Genomic DNA, 13,899 nt, shown 5'->3' with positions numbered 1-13,899 from the left:
TTTCTATTCTGCGGCCATCGGTTGTGCTTCCGCTGCCACATGCTCTTCCTTCTTCTCGCGGCTGAGCACGCGGTGGAGGAAATTCCCGAAGCGGTCCATTTCGACGAAGATGACGGGCGTGATGAACAGCGTCAGAAGCTGTGACACGATCAGGCCGCCGACGACGGCGATGCCGAGCGGCTGGCGCAGTTCCGAGCTCGCACCCGTGCCGAGTGCGATCGGCAGGGCGCCGAGCAGAGCGCAGAAAGTCGTCATCATGATCGGGCGGAAGCGTCGCACACAGGCTTCGTGGATCGCTGCCGTCGCCTTCTCGCCCGTCGTTCGCATGGTTTCGACAGCCACGTCGATCATCATGATCGCGTTCTTCTTGACGATGCCGATCAACATCAGGAGGCCGATAAGGGCGATGATCGAGAGATCAAAGCCCATGATCTTCAACGCAAGCAGCGCACCGAAGGCCGCTGCCGGCAGGCCGGAGAGGATCGTCAGCGGGTGGATGAAGCTTTCATAGAGCACGCCGAGCACGACATAGATGGTCAGCACCGCCGCCAGGATCAGATAGGGCGTATTGCCCTGCGACTGCTGGAAAATCTCGGCCGTGCCGCCGTAGGAGGTAAAGACGTCGGCCGGCATGTCGAGGTCCTTCTTGATCTGGTCGATCCTCGCCGTCGCGTCGCTGAGCGATACGCCTTCCGGCAGGTTGAAGGAAACGGTGGTTGAGACGAGCTGGCCCGTCTGGTTGATGGTGACAGGTCCGACCGTGCGCTCGACATGCGCAAAGTTCGACAGCGGCACCAGGCTGCCATTGGAAGAAGCGACCCGGATTTCCGAGAGCTTCTGATCATCCCAGGGCTTGCTCGTGTCATATTCGACGATGACGTCGTAGCTGTCGCCCGTCGACTGGATCTCCGCGGCCGCAAAGCCGCTGAAGGATTCCTGCAGCGTCGTGCGCAGCGTGTCGTTGTCGATCCCGTAGGCTGCTGCCCGCTCGGTATCGATGACGATGCTCGCCTGCAGCGCATTGTTCTGCGCATCCGAGGTCACGTCCGTGAACAGGCGGTCGGCGCGCATCGCCTGCTGGATCTTGCCGGCCCATAGGTTGGTCTGGTCGGCGTTCAGCGCCTGGATGACCAGCTGATATTGGCTGGCGGTCTGGCGGCCGCCGAAGCGCAGGCTCTGGTTCGGTGTCACGAAGGCCTGCAGGCCGGGGATCTTGTTGATATCAGTGCGCAGCTCGCGCAGTGTCCGGTCAAGCGGTTCACGCTGATCCTTGTCCTTCAGTTCGACGAACATTGAGCCGTTATTCTGGGGTTTGTTGGGGTTGCCGCCGATGGTCGACATCACGTGGTTGACGGCCGGGTTCGCCTTGACGACGGCGGCCGCCTGCTGCTGCAGGGCCTCCATCGCCGAATAGGAAATATCCTGTCGCGCCTGCGTGCTGATCGTCAGCCGTCCGATATCTTCCTGCGGGAAGAAGCTCGTCGGCAGCGTCATGAAGAAATAGACGGTCAGCGCGACGGAAGCGAGGAAGATCCCGAGGATGAAAGGACGATGGCGAAGGCACCAGCCGACTGCATTGTCATAGCCGCGCAGCGTCCGCTCGAAACCGGCATCGAAGATGCGGATGAGCAGCGGCGGGCGACTGTGGTTGTTGGAAAGGCGCGAGCCGAGCATCGGCGTCACCGTCAGCGACACGATCGCCGAAGCGATAATGGCAATCGCCACTACCATGCCGAATTCGTTGAACACGCGGCCGACGACACCGCCCATCAGCAGGATCGGGATGAAGACCGCGATCAGCGACACCGACATGGAAATGATGGTGTAGCTGACTTCGCCGGCACCCTTGATCGCCGCCTCCCGCACCGGCATGCCTTCCTCGACATGGCGCAAGATGTTTTCCAGCATGACGATCGCGTCGTCGACGACGAGACCCACCGCGAGCGTCAAACCCAGCAGCGATATGTTGTCGATGCTGTAGCCGAGCACGTACATCATGCCGAAGGTCGAGATCAGCGACAGCGGAACGGCAAGGCCCGGAATAATCGTAGCCGTTGCATGACCGGTGAAGAGATAGATGACAAGAACGACGAGGCCGATCGTCAGAAGCAGCGTGAACTTCACGTCGGCGATGGCATCGCGGATCGGCTTTGCGGCATCGTTCATGATGACCGTGTTGACCGAGGGCGGGATCTCGGCGTGAAGCTGCGGCAGCTTGGCGTTGATCGCATCGACGACGTCGACGGTATTGGCGTCCGGCTGGCGCTGGATGGCCAGGATGATACCGCGCTGGCCGTCATACCAGCTGCCCGTATACTGGTTCTCGACGCTGTCCTGAACATCGGCGATATCGCCGAGATGGATCGGTGCGCCGTTCGGATTGGCGATGACGAGCGAGCGGAACTGCTCGGCATTGGTACGCTGCGTATTGGCCGTGATGGTCATGGCCTGCGAATTGTTCTGCAGCGTGCCCACGGGCTGTTGGCTGTTGGCAGCGGCAAGCGCCTTATTGACGGTGTCGATGCCGATGCCGCGGGTGAGCAGCTTGTTGGGGTCGACTTCGACGCGCACGGCATAGGTCTGCGCGCCGAAGACGCTGACCTGGGCGACGCCGGGAAGCGTCGACAGCGATGGCGAGATGATGTCTTCGGCGATCTCGTCGAGCTTGCTGCGCGGCATGGTATTGCTTTGCACCGAAAGCAGCATGATCGGCGCATCCGCCGGGTTCGTCTTGCGGTAGCTCGGCGGCGTCGTCATGTTGTCGGGCAGCTGCCGCGTCGCATGCGAAATGGCCGCCTGCACGTCAGCGGCGGCCGCATCGATATCGCGGTTCAGGTCGAATTGCAGCACGATACTGGTGCTGCCGAGCGAACTCGACGCGCTGATCTCGCTGATGCCGGGGATCGTTTCGAACTGCTTGATCAAGGGTGTCGCGACCGAAGTCGCCATCGTCTGCGGCGAGGCGCCGCTCAGCTGCGCCGAGACGTTGATAGTCGGAAAGTCGACCTGCGGCAGAGCCGCGACCGGCACGAGCCGATAGCCCGCAAGACCTGCCAGAATGACGCCGATCGCAAGCAGCGTTGTTGCGACCGGGCGCTGAATACAGAAATTCGGGATCATTGCTGAGCCCCCACCGCGATCGTCTCGGCCTGCTGCTGTTGCTGAGGCACGTCAGCGGAAGCGACATCAAGCGTCTTGTCGTCGAATTGCTCGCTGACCGCCTGCTGGTCGTTGAGCTGGCCCTGGCCTTCGACGACCACGTGGTCGCCCTCCGAAAGGCCTGACGCGATGGCCGTGAAGCCCCCATTGGCGCGGGCGACGGTCACAGGCGTCAGATGCGATTTGCCGTCCTTGGCCACGAAGGCAAAGAAACCGTCGGGGCCGGGGCTGACGGCAACCGTCGGCACGACCACCTGCTGCTCGTCATTGTTGAAATGCACGACGATATTGACCGACTGGCCGGGCCACAGAGCGCCGGAGGCATTTTCGAACTTCGCCTTGGCAAGGATCGTGCCTGATGCGGTGTCGACAGTGTTGTCGTAGAAGCTGATCTCGCCCTTGCGCACCTTTCCCTTGGTGGAATTGGGTGCCGTGCTGACTTCGACTGGACCGACGGCCAGCGCTTTCTTCAGTTCACGCAGGTAACGTTCCTGCAGGTGGAACTTCACATAGATCGGATCGTATTTGGCAATGGTCACGATGGCCGCACCCGCATTGACGAAGGCACCCTTGCTGAGAGCGATATCGCCGAGCCTGCCGTCGAAAGGCGCACGAATATCGGTATGCTCGAGGATGACCTGGTCCGAGGCGAGCGTAGCCTTGTCGGCTTCGACGGTTGCGGCCGCAGTATCGCGGGCAGCCTTGGCCTGATCGAGGCTCTGCTGGGTTCCGGCCTTCTGGTTGAAGAGGTCCTGCGCCCGGGTCAGCGCCGTCTCGGATTCTGCGAGCGTTGCCGTATCGCGCACGATCATCGCATTGTCCTTGTCGACGGCGGCCTTTGCCGTGCGGTCGTCCAGCTTGGCGATCAGGTCGCCTTCCTTGACCGTCGCACCGTCTTCGGCTTCGATGCTGACGACGAGGCCCTGTTCCTGCGCGGCAATCGTCGTATTATCCTCGGCATCGGCCCAGCCGGTCGCCGTCACATCCATGGGCAGAGCGGCCTTCACGGCTGCCACGGTCTTGACCATAGTGGGGCCACCGGCACCGCGCCTGCGCCCGCCACCCTGCTGTTGACCACCCTGCTGCCCGCCGCCGCTTTGGGCCTGATCGGCCTGCGCCTGCTGATGGCCGCTATGCTGCCCGCCCTCAGGTTTGTCGATGAGCTGTGACAGATAGGGGATATCGGACGCATAGGGGATTTTGTCCCCGAACTGCCAGAAGCCAACTGCGGCCACGGCTATAATGCTGACGGTGATCCAGAAAAATTTCTTCATGGGCGAGACCGGTTTTGTCTTGGGCAGATTGCATGATTTTCTACGCTGATTGAGCCGCCTATATTGCGGCGCAAAAAAGACATAATCACCCCCACCGTGATCACTAACCAGTTATAACGGCTTAAATTTTCGTAATGAACATCCTGTAATATTCAAGCTATACTAATATATATTTGGGTAGGCAGCGTCGTCCACCTGGTGACCTGCCAAGCGCAGACTGCATTGGCGAACCACTTTTGAGCTGCACTGCAGATCTCGCGCGGGATGGAACCTGGAAAACGCAGAGGCAGGCAGTCATGGCTGAGTTGAATGCCGGTGAATTTCGCTCACTCATCACCAACATCTTTCCGGAGCTTACGGCTTCCGTTTTCAGGCTCGCGACGAAGGGCTGGGACTCGATAGCCATCGATGTAGATGACCGCCTGATCTTCAAGTTTCCGCGCAATCCGGCCGCCGAACGGGCGCTGCTGAAGGAGGCCGCCCTTCTCGGCATCATCGGGCCGTCGCTGTCGATCGCGGTCCCCGATATGCGCATCCATGACGGCCCGCCGATCTTCTCCAGCCACGCCAAGATCCAAGGCGAACATCTCATCACCGACGATTATGAGGCTCTGCCGAACGCGGCCCGCCAGCGTCTCGGCGACGATCTCGCCCGCTTCTATGCCGAACTGCACGATCTCGATGACGACCGCATGCGTGCGCTTGGTGCCGGGCCGATCCTGCCGTGGCAATCGCCCGAGACCGTCAGGGACAAGGCCTTGCCGCTGTTATCCTCTGAATTGGCAAGCTATGCTGAAAACCTCATCTGGGATTTCCAGGCATTGCCTCCTGATCCTTACGGCAACACCTACGGCTTCTTCGACGGTCACGGCTGGAATATGGCCTTCGATCATGCTGCGGGCAGGCTGAACGGTCTTTATGACTTCGCCGATTCCGGCTTCGGGCCGCTGCATCAGGAATTCATCTATTCGAACTTCATCTCACCCGATCTGACGGCGCGTATCGTCTCGGCCTATGAGACGCTGACAGGTCGCCGGCTCGACCGTCGGCGCATCGCCATTCTGACCGGCTTCCATCGCCTGTCCGAACTCGCCGAACTTGCGGATGATCCTGCCTATATCGGCGCAAAGATCGATAGCGTTACGGCATGGGCCGCTGTTTCGGCCCATGCCGGATAACGCAATCAGTCAGACGGAACGCGCCGCACCGCCGTCGCAACGGATCAGCGAGCCGGTGATGTAACTTGCCGGCTGGCTGCAGAGGAAGGTGGCCGTTGCGGCGAATTCCTCGACCTTGCCGTACCGCCCGACCGGAATGCGCGCTTCCTTCTCTGTGCGGATGTCTTCGACGCTCTTGCCGGTCCGCTTTGCGGCGGCACCATCGAGATCGTCGAGCCGTGCGGTGAGGATGCTGCCGGGCAGCAGCAGGTTGGTGGTGACGCCATGGCCGGCCACTTCCGATGCCAGCGTCTTGCTCCAGCCGGCAAGGGCCGGGCGCAGCGTGTTCGACAGCGCCAGATTGGCGATCGGCTCGATCACGCCTGAAGAGGCGACCGTCAAAATGCGACCCCAGCCCTGCGCCTTCATGCCGGGAAGAAGCGCGTTGGTGAGCGTGATGACGCGCGCCACCATCGAAAGGAAATAGGTTTCGAGCTTTTCCGGCGTCATGTCCTCGGTCGTGCCGGGCGTCGGGCCACCCGTATTGTTGACGAGGATATCGAGCCCGCCGAACTTCTCCTGGACGGCAGCCGTGACGGTCTGGACGAAATTGTCATCGGAAAGATCGGCCCAAATCCAGTCGGCCCTGCCTTTGCCTTCGGCGTTGATCGCCTTGCAATTGGTTTCCAGCTGCTCGCCGCTGCGGCCGCAAAGGAGAACGTTTGCCCCTTCCTGCGCCAGCGCCTTCGCAATGCCGAGCCCGAGGCCGCGCGAGGAAGCCAGTACGAGTGCGCGTTTGCCTTTGATGCCGAGATCCATGATTTCCTCCATTTCCTGTCGCCTCTCTATAAGGCGGAAGTCTCGTGAAAGAAAAGCTCGAAGAGGCGCTTTCACGGCCCTCAAATAATTGACGTTAACGTAAGCGTTATATAATCTTTTGTGTTAGGGAATATCATTGTGCGAATTGGAGGATTGGCTGTCGCTTCCCGGCTCGACAATGTTTTCCGGTTTTGACAAGAGAATAGCTTAGAATGGGGATGAACGGCCTTGAGAAGGCCGAGCGGAGACGGATTGATGACTGAAATGACTGAGCTGCCGGAACGCGAGAGCATGGAATTCGACGTGGTGATCGTCGGCGCCGGTCCGGCCGGCCTTTCGGCCGCCATCCGCCTGAAGCAGGTCAATCCCGAACTCTCGGTCGTCGTCCTGGAGAAGGGCGCTGAAGTCGGCGCCCATATCCTCTCCGGCGCCGTCGTCGACCCCATCGGTATCGACCGCCTGCTGCCCGGCTGGCGCAGCGAAAGCGACCATCCCTTCAAGACCGAAGTCAAGGACGATCATTTCCTGCTGCTCGGCCCGGCCGGTTCCATCCGTCTGCCGAACATCATGATGCCGCCGCTGATGAGCAATCATGGCAATTACATCGTATCGCTTGGGCTTGTCTGTCGCTGGCTGGCGACGAAGGCGGAGGAACTCGGCGTCGAGATCTATCCGGGCTTTGCCGCCACCGAAGTGCTCTACAACGATGAGGGCGCCGTCATCGGTGTTGCGACGGGCGACATGGGCATCGAGAAAAATGGCGAGCCCGGCCCGAACTATGCGCGTGGCATGGCGCTCATGGGCAAATATGTGCTTGTTGGAGAGGGTGTGCGCGGTTCACTCGCCAAGCAGCTGATCGCCAAGTTCGACTTGCAGAAGGATCGCGAGCCGCAGAAATTCGGCATCGGCATCAAAGAGCTCTGGGAGGTGAAGCCCGAGAACCACAGCCGAGGCCTCGTGCAGCATTCCTTCGGCTGGCCTCTCGGCATGTCGACGGGTGGCGGCTCGTTCCTCTATCACCTGGAAGACAATCTCGTCGCCGTCGGCTTCGTCGTCCACCTGAACTACAAGAACCCTTATCTCTACCCCTTCGAGGAATTCCAGCGCTTCAAGACGCATCCGGCGATCCGCGGCACGTTCGAGGGCGGCAAGCGCCTCTCCTATGGTGCGCGCGCCATCACCGAAGGCGGCTACCAGTCGGTGCCGAAGCTTTCCTTCCCTGGCGGTGCGCTGATCGGCTGTTCGGCGGGTCTCGTCAATGTGCCGCGCATCAAGGGCAGCCACAATGCCGTGCTCTCGGGCATGATGGCGGCTGACCGTATCGCCGCAGCGATTGCATCGGGCCGTGCCAATGACGAAGTCGTCGAGATCGAAAACGACTGGCGCAAGAGCGATATCGGCAAGGACCTGAAGCGCGTGCGCAACGTCAAGCCGCTCTGGTCGAAGTTCGGCACGGCCGTCGGCGTGGCTCTCGGCGGTCTCGACATGTGGACGAACCAGCTCTTCGGCTTCTCCTTCTTCGGCACCCTTGGTCATGGCAAGACCGACGCCGCCTCGCTGGAGCCTGCCTCGCAGCACAGGAAGATCGACTATCCGAAGCCGGATGGTGTGCTGACCTTCGACCGCCTGTCCTCCGTCTTCCTGTCGAACACCAACCATGAAGAGGACCAGCCGGTCCATCTTCAGGTGAAGGACATGGCGCTGCAGAAATCTTCCGAGCTCGGCGTCTATGCCGGCCCGTCGACCCGCTACTGTCCGGCCGGGGTCTACGAATGGGTGGAAAAGGACGGCGAAGAGACCTTCGTCATCAACGCCCAGAACTGCGTCCACTGCAAGACCTGCGACATCAAGGACCCCAACCAGAACATTAACTGGGTCCCCCCGCAAGGTGGCGAAGGGCCGGTCTATCCGAATATGTAAGGTCGCGTGGTTTTCGGCGCCGTAAATCCGTCGCCGAAAAGGTGATGAGAATTTCCTGCGCTGTCGAGTAACTCTCAGGCAATCGTGGAGTAGTGCGCTGCTTATACCTGATAACGCATTCGTTATCTCTTTTCGTTCCGCTCATTTATCATTTCATTAACCATAATCTCCTTAGCTTGCGACATCTTCTTGACGCACTAAGGACACGTTCATGACGATCTCGCGCCGGGGCTTCCTGATCGCTCTGCCCCTCTTTGTCGCCGGTTGCTCTTCGACCACTCTGAACAGCCAGACGAATTATGCCGCCCTTCCGGATGAGAAATTCCCGCTGAGGCAGGTGCCCATCGATCAGATCAAGCCGGAGCTGCGCCGCACCGAAGTCGCCTATGAGGGCGACTATGCGCCGGGCACGATCATCGTCGATACGCCGGCGCGGCGGGCCTATTACATTATCGGGGATGGCCGCGCGATGCGTTACGGCGTCGGTGTCGGCCGCGAGGGTCTTGCCTTCGCCGGCAATGCCTATGTCGGCCGCAAGGCGGAATGGCCGAGCTGGACGCCAACGGAAAACATGCAGCGTCGCGAGGAGCGTTATCGCAAGCTTGCCGCCGGCATGCCGGGCGGCCCGAACAATCCGCTCGGTGCGCGCGCCATGTATCTCTATCGCGGCGGTAACGACACGCATTTTCGGATCCACGGCACCAACCAGCCGCAATCAATCGGCCTTGCCATGTCGAGCGGCTGCATCCGCATGATGAACCACGATGTGATCGACCTCTACAGCCGCGTCGAAGTTGGCGCCAGGGTCGTCGTCATCCAGGCGGCAGCCTGAGGCTTAGGCCCGAACAGGTATACAAAAAGCCGCCGCAGCGGATCGCTGTCGGCGGCTTTGTTTTGGGCGAATGCTCAGCGGCGCTTGGCAGCGATGCCGGTCGAAAGTGCGACACCGATGCCGGTGATCACGGCGGCACTGATTTCGGCAGGGCCCATCTGCTCGCTGAGCAGGAAGCCGCCGCCGAGAGTGGCCAGCACCGGCGTCAGTGCTGTAAAGGCGGCAGCCTGTGTTCCGCCCAGGGTGCGCACCGCCGTGCCATAGGCGACCATGGCAACGAGACCGGAAAGAATGCCCTGGCTCAGCACCTGCAAGCCGACGTCCGGAAGCGAGGCTTGCGGAAGCGAGATGCCGAAGACCAGTGCCAGCGCAGCCATGATCAGGAAGGACCAGACCGCGATCAGCGCGCTCGCCTGAATGGCCGTCAGACCCGAGCGGCGGAAGGCATGGGTATAGCTTGCCCAGAGAACGGCGCCTGCCGGCAGCAGCACGAAGCTCGTCCAGGGCAGGGAAGCATCGGCAAGGCTGCGCACCAGCAGGATCAGCACACCGGCGACGATCGCTATTAGCCCGGCAATCCGCGTGGCATCCGGCCGTTCGCCGAAGAGCAGAATGCCGATCAAGGCGGTGGCGAGCGGCATGGAGCCGCCGAGCAGGATGCCTGACGAGGCGGCCGGTGTGGAATGAATGGCAAGCGTCGTCACCAGGAAGAAGATCGCGCCGCAGCCGGCGACCATGATCGCCAGCAGATGCAGCGGCAGGCCCTTCGGCAACAAGCCGGTTTTCATCCAGACAGGCGAAAGTGCGAGTGCCGGAATGCCGAAGCGGATGAGGCCGATATCGAGCGAGCCGAGCGGCGTCGCAGCGCTGTGGCGCGTCGCCAGAAACCATGTCGACCAGATCAGCACCGTCACGGTGCCGGCGGCATAACCCAGTCCCTGCGAAGGTGACTTCTCATTGGAAAATGCGATCGTGCTCATCGTTCTGTCCTTTCCTCCGTTCCGGATGTCGTCCGGTTGAAAAGAACATTAGCGCCAAGCGCCGAAGCATGTCCTTGCTATCTATGACTCGAAAAACATGATACGCGCAATGTTCTGCCAATTCATGCCGACGAGTTTCGCAATTATGCCAAATCTCGATAAATTCGATGTCGCCATCCTGAAGTGCCTGCAGGAGGATGCGCGTGCCACCAATGTCGAAATCGCCGAGAAGGTGAACCTCTCACCGTCACCCTGCCTGCGCCGCATCCGCAACCTTGAAAAGCTCGGCGTGATCCGCCGCTATACGGCCGATATCGACCGCAAGGAGGTCGGCCTTGGTCTCACCGTCTTCGTCGAGTTCAAGGTCGCCCGTCATAGCAAGGAGAATTCCGAGGCGCAGCAGGCAGCACTGCTCGCCATTCCCGAGATCGTCTCCTGCTTCCTGATTTCAGGCACGGCGGACTTCCTGGCGGAAGTGGTGGTCGAAGATCTCTCCGCCTACGAGCGGTTGCTGACGGAGACGCTGCTGACTCTGCCGAACGTCACTGATATCAGGTCGAATTTCGCTATCCGCAGCATCAAGACACATGGACCGCTGAAGCTGCCCGAAGGCAGTTGATGCCCCCGAAAGTCGACGCACCACCATCATGGTCGTCCACGATCTCGATCACGCCGCCCAATATGCCGACCACATCGGCATCGACGCCGTCGCTATGCGTTGAAGCTATGAGATGGAGCTGATCTTGCACAGAACGAACCGGATCAATGGCTCTCTGCATAGGATGCATAGGATGCATAGGATTTTTTGTACGCCGTGTGGGAAATGTCAGATGATGACATGACAGATGTGTATCCGACATTTCCTATAGAGCGTGTAAAACTGCCTATGCATCCTATGCATCCTATGCAGGCATTGAAGACCTCGTCCGAATTGCATCAGAACAAAGCTCTCGATGCGGAGGATTTCAGGCCGGCCGGCCTGAAATCTGAAGCCGAGCCTACAGCAGTGTCCCGCTGAGGATCAGCAGCGCCACCGAGAAGTAGATGACGAGGCCGGTGACATCGACCAGCGTGGCGACGAATGGAGCCGATGCCGTTGCCGGATCGAGCCGCAGTTTTTGCAGCAGGAAGGGCAGCATCGAACCCGACATGGAGCCGAAGGTGACGATGCCGACCAACGCGGCAAAGACCGTCAGGCTGACCAATTGCCAGTGCGGGCCGTAATCGTAGAGCCCGGCCGTCTGCCAGAAGATAACGCGGATCATGCCAACGAGCCCGAGGATGGCACCGAGCGTGACGCCCGTCGGCAGTTCGCGCAGCAGCACCCGCCACCAGTCGGAGAGCTTCAGTTCGCCGACGGCGAGCGCCCGGATGATGAGCGAGGTCGCTTGCGAGCCGGAATTGCCGCCGGAGCTCATGATCAGTGGAATGAAGAGCGTCAGCACGACGGCTTTTTCCAGCTCGCCTTCGAAATGCTGCATGGCGCTTGCCGTCAGCATTTCGCCGAGGAAGAGGGCGCAAAGCCAGCCCGCCCGCTTGCGGATCATGCCGCCGAAGGTGATCTTCATATAGGGCTTGCCGAGCGCTTCCATGCCGCCGAACTTCTGAGCAGCTTCGGTCGTATCAGCAATCATCGTGTCGATGACGTCATCGACCGTGACGATGCCGAGCACCATGCCATGGTCATCGACGACGGGCAGCGCCAGGAGGTCGTGCTTACGGATCAGCCGTGCGACATCCTCCTGCTTCATCAGTGCATTGGCCGAAACCGGCGTGCCCTTCTGAGCAACGGACAGGATCGAGGCATCGGGCTCGCCGGTGATGAGGCGGCGCAGCGTCACCACATGCATCAGCGTGCCGGAGTTATGGTCAAGGACGTAGATGGCATAGACGGTTTCGCGGGAGCGTTCGACCTGGCGTACGTGATCCAGCGTCTGGGCGACGGTCCAGTCGTCGGGCACGCTGACGAATTCCGTCGTCATGATGCTGCCGGCCGTGCGCGGCGGATAGCCCATCAGATGCTGGATGGCAACGCGCACCGGCTCTTCCAGGCTGGAGAACAGACGAACACGATCATCCACGTCGAGCTCCAGCAGAACGTCGGCGACGCGGTCGTTCGACATGCCGTGCAGCAGCCGGGCCGAATCTGTGCTGTCCATCAGCGCTAGAATGGCCGGCGCATTGCGCAGCTCCGGACGGTCGAGAATGTTGACGGCATAGTCCTGCGGCATCCGGGAAAGGATGCGGCCGGCTTCAGCCGGGGCAAGTCCGTTCAACGACTCCACGCGCTCGGCGATGGTGGCGACACGGCTGTTATTCATGAAGGCACGGGCGGCATAGCCGGCCCGCAGGGGGAAGCGATTGATATTCATTGGCTCGCCTTTCCGTCGATCCGCCGTAGCGTCCGAATGGGCGAGCCTGGAGCGTCCAGGTCAGCGCGCGACGGCCGCGTACGGCAAAGGCAATCGACTGCTACTGTCGCTTGGCATCGTGATGATGGCTCCGTTGATATCCGTGGTCGACAGACGTCATCCACGTGTCACACTAGGTGGTCCCGAATGCGGAAAAAGTCAAGCTGCTTAAATGCTTAACGCCAGAATGCCGCACCCTTGGCGCGACACCATAAGTCGGCATCCTTTACGCAATATTTCGAGCGTCGGAAACGGCCGGTTTTCGACCTGCGAAACGTCAGAATCCCGCGAGAACCGCCTTGCCCTTCATCTTGCCGCTCTCGACCATGGCATGTGCCTTTTTCAGGTCCGCGGCATTGATCGTACCGACGGTCTCCGACAGCGTCGTGCGAATCTTGCCATTGTCGACCAGCTCGGAAATCCTGTTCAGGATCTTATGCTGTTCGATCATGTCAGGCGTGCCGAAGAGCGGACGGGTGAACATCAGCTCCCAGTGAACCGAAGCCGCCTTGCGCTTGAAGGGAACGATATCGAAGGTCTTGGGATCGTCGATCAGCCCGAAACGGCCTTGCGGAGCGAGCGCCTCGACAATATCGGGGACATGCTTGTCCGTATTCGTGGTCGAGAAGATGAAGTCCGGCGCGCCGATTCCGAGCGCTGCGACTTGCGGCGCGATCGGCTGCGAATGGTCGATAACGTGATGGGCGCCGAGTTCCCTGACCCAGGCTTGCGTTTCCGGACGCGAGGCCGTGGCGATGACGGTCAGATTCGTCAGCGCGCGGGCGATCTGGATGGCGATCGAGCCGACACCGCCGGCGCCACCGATAATGAGCAGGGCGGGGGCCGCGCCCGAGACCGGATCAGACACGCGCAGCCGGTCGAACAGCATTTCGTAAGCGGTGATCGAGGTCAGCGGCAGGGCGGCCGCCGCTGCGAAGTCGAGGCTTTTGGGTTTGCGGCCAACAATACGCTCGTCCACGAGCTGGAATTCCGCATTCGAGCCGGGGCGATTGATGACGCCGGAATGGAAGACCTCGTCGCCCGGCTTGAACAGTGTCACATCCGAGCCGACTGCCTTGACGATGCCGGCAGCATCGAAGCCCAGCACTTTCAACTGGTCGGCGGACGGCGCCGTGCTGGCGCGGACCTTCACGTCGACGGGGTTGACGGAGACGGCCTTGATTTCGACGAGCAGATCATGGCCCTTGGCCTCGGGTGTGGGCAGTTCGACATCGATCAGCGAGGTTTCGGCGGTGATCGGCTGTGGGATCTTATAGGCGACGGCGCGCATCTTTTGAAACTCCTGTGTTCATTGTACGAGAGCTAGATGCGACCTATGTTCCGGCA

At 60.8% G+C, this 13,899-nt stretch carries 10 protein-coding genes; 4 read left to right on the top strand and 6 right to left on the bottom strand.

The features are described 5' to 3' along the window. Window positions 1–3: 3 nt before the first annotated feature. A complete protein-coding gene (locus FHT92_RS03165) occupies window positions 4–3,120 on the bottom strand; it encodes an efflux RND transporter permease subunit (protein ID WP_183822460.1) in 3,117 nt (1,038 codons plus the stop codon). Then, entirely contained in the window at window positions 3,117–4,433 is a 1,317-nt protein-coding gene (locus tag FHT92_RS03160) for an efflux RND transporter periplasmic adaptor subunit (RefSeq protein ID WP_183822459.1), read from the bottom strand. The genes FHT92_RS03165 and FHT92_RS03160 overlap by 4 nt, the downstream gene beginning before the upstream one ends. A gap of 296 nt (window positions 4,434–4,729) precedes the next feature. Between FHT92_RS03160 and FHT92_RS03155 the strand changes: the two genes are divergently transcribed. Next, a complete protein-coding gene (locus FHT92_RS03155; protein WP_183822458.1) occupies window positions 4,730–5,611 on the top strand; it encodes a phosphotransferase family protein in 882 nt (293 codons plus the stop codon). 9 nt (window positions 5,612–5,620) lie between these two features. Here FHT92_RS03155 and FHT92_RS03150 read toward each other — a convergent pair whose 3' ends face one another. Further along, on the bottom strand, window positions 5,621–6,409 hold the full coding sequence (locus FHT92_RS03150; protein WP_183823809.1) for an SDR family oxidoreductase: 789 nt from the start codon (window positions 6,407–6,409) through the stop codon (window positions 5,621–5,623). 255 nt (window positions 6,410–6,664) lie between these two features. Here FHT92_RS03150 and FHT92_RS03145 point away from each other — a divergent pair, with 255 nt between their 5' ends. Continuing rightward, window positions 6,665–8,329: an electron transfer flavoprotein-ubiquinone oxidoreductase gene (locus tag FHT92_RS03145; protein ID WP_183822456.1), complete on the top strand. Its 1,665-nt coding sequence runs from the start codon at window positions 6,665–6,667 to the stop codon at window positions 8,327–8,329. Between the two features lie 211 nt (window positions 8,330–8,540). Continuing rightward, window positions 8,541–9,161, top strand: coding sequence for a L,D-transpeptidase (locus FHT92_RS03140; RefSeq protein ID WP_183744536.1), 621 nt, complete (start codon window positions 8,541–8,543; stop codon window positions 9,159–9,161). Between the two features lie 74 nt (window positions 9,162–9,235). On the opposite strand, the gene FHT92_RS03135 is transcribed toward FHT92_RS03140, so the two are convergent. Then, window positions 9,236–10,141 (bottom strand): DMT family transporter, encoded by a 906-nt coding sequence (locus FHT92_RS03135; RefSeq protein ID WP_183822454.1) that lies wholly within the window; start codon window positions 10,139–10,141, stop codon window positions 9,236–9,238. A 97-nt stretch (window positions 10,142–10,238) separates the two neighbouring features. On the opposite strand from FHT92_RS03135, the gene FHT92_RS03130 reads away from it, so the two are divergent. Further along, window positions 10,239–10,760, top strand: coding sequence for an Lrp/AsnC family transcriptional regulator (locus tag FHT92_RS03130; protein ID WP_183822452.1), 522 nt, complete (start codon window positions 10,239–10,241; stop codon window positions 10,758–10,760). Between the two features lie 379 nt (window positions 10,761–11,139). Here the strand turns inward: FHT92_RS03130 and mgtE are convergent, their stop codons facing one another. Both mgtE and FHT92_RS03120 read right to left on the bottom strand, forming a co-directional pair. Next, window positions 11,140–12,513 (bottom strand): magnesium transporter, encoded by a 1,374-nt coding sequence (gene mgtE, locus FHT92_RS03125; protein ID WP_183822450.1) that lies wholly within the window; start codon window positions 12,511–12,513, stop codon window positions 11,140–11,142. A 316-nt stretch (window positions 12,514–12,829) separates the two neighbouring features. Continuing rightward, window positions 12,830–13,843 (bottom strand): zinc-binding alcohol dehydrogenase family protein, encoded by a 1,014-nt coding sequence (locus FHT92_RS03120; protein ID WP_183822448.1) that lies wholly within the window; start codon window positions 13,841–13,843, stop codon window positions 12,830–12,832. Window positions 13,844–13,899: the final 56 nt, after the last annotated feature.

It is taken from the genome of Rhizobium sp. BK377 (genome assembly GCF_014193935.1).
In the GTDB taxonomy this organism is placed as follows: Bacteria; Pseudomonadota; Alphaproteobacteria; order Rhizobiales; family Rhizobiaceae; genus Rhizobium.
The sequence above is the reverse complement of the archived record's forward strand: the minus strand, read 5'-3'. Positions and strand labels throughout refer to the sequence as shown.